The 1458-nt window shown below is 44.6% G+C and carries 1 protein-coding gene and 1 pseudogene; both read left to right on the top strand.

All coding sequences use genetic code 11. The annotated features are described in order from the left end of the window. Nucleotides 1–61 precede the first annotated feature (61 nt). Nucleotides 62–286, top strand: a pseudogene (locus ACY2RQ_RS19320) (DUF6531 domain-containing protein); the annotation flags it as partial. A 198-nt stretch (nt 287–484) separates the two neighbouring features. Next, nucleotides 485–1255: an RHS repeat protein gene (locus ACY2RQ_RS19315; protein ID WP_490114645.1), complete on the top strand. Its 771-nt coding sequence runs from the start codon at nt 485–487 to the stop codon at nt 1253–1255. Nucleotides 1256–1458: the final 203 nt, after the last annotated feature.

The following is a 1458-nucleotide window of genomic DNA, read 5'->3' as shown; positions in this document are numbered from 1 at the left end:
GACAGGGCGCTGCTTATACCCAAAAGAGTGTCCGGATGATGATTCTAAATGCGGGCTATATATAGGTGCCAATTCAGGGAAAAACTGTCCTATTGTAGGAAACCCAATATCCATCATGAGCGGTAATAAACACCAAGCATCCACTGATTATAAAAGCTCTTCAGGAAACTTAGCACTGATACGTAGCTACAACAGTTTGAAAAGAAAATGGACCAGCAATCACTCAATAAAAATAGAAGAACAAGGGAGACCGGTCATTGTTAAAGTTCATAGGCCAGATGGTCGCTCAATCATTTATAAAATGATACAAGGAAAATGGACTTCCGACCAAGAGAAAAGAGAAGAACTAACTAAAACAACTAATGGATGGATATTAAAAAATGCATCAAACAATATAGAAGTTTTTGACCAATCCGGAAAGCTACTATCCATTACTGCCCCTCAAGGCCGCTCAAAAAAACTACAATACGATTTAAGCTCTTCCATGAACGGCGATGGTGACCCTGCCACTCTCGATAAAGTTACTGACCACCTCGGCAACAGCATAACCTTCCGTTATGACACTAAAAAACGCATATCCTCATTCCGTGACCCAGGGGGAAAGGAATACCGCTACACCTATAACGAGCAGAATTTATACAAGTCAGTCACCTACCCTGATGGTTCACAGCGCATCTACCACTACAACGAACCGGAGCATATCGAAGGCAACACCTCTCTCCCCCATGCCCTCACCGGTATAACCGATGAACGCGGCCAGCGCTTTGCCACCTGGACCTACGATGCCCAGGGCCGGGCCACCTCCTCACAACACGCTGGTCAGGAAAAAGTCACTCTGAACTACACCCATATTGATGATACCGATGACCCTCGCGTCACTGTCACCAACGCCTTGGGCAAGGAGACGACCTATCACTACACCACCATTCACGGTGTGCGTAAGGTCACCCGTGTGGAAGGGCATCGCTCTGATAACTGTGCCGCAGCCAATCAATCCACAACCTACGATGAGAATGGTTTTCGGGATCTGGTGACGAACTGGGAAGGCGTGGTGACAGATTATGACCATAACGCCCGTGGTTTGGAGATCAAGAGAACGGAAGCCAAGGGCACTCCCAATGAACGGGTTGTTACTACCGAGTGGCATCCTGAATTCCGTCTGCCTATCAAAATTACCGAACCCGACCGGGTGATTGAATTCACCTACGACGACAAGGGCCTTTTAACGTCCCGCCAGGTCAAAAATACTCTGTAAGAATCCATTAATGATTTTCAGATTCATGTCTATTTTCATTAACCATATTGCATAGATACTTGATTCCCATAAGTGGCTTGAATTCAAGTTATGCAAGACTAAATATCGATCATAAATCGAAAGAAGACCTTATCTAAAACTCTACCTAAAGGTTTTATAGAATGCTCGCAATGATATTCAAATATATTGATCAGTTGAAAATA

The sequence above is a fragment of the Parendozoicomonas sp. 209JJ7-1 genome, assembly GCF_058147085.1.
This window is presented reverse-complemented; position numbering and strand designations above follow the sequence as displayed.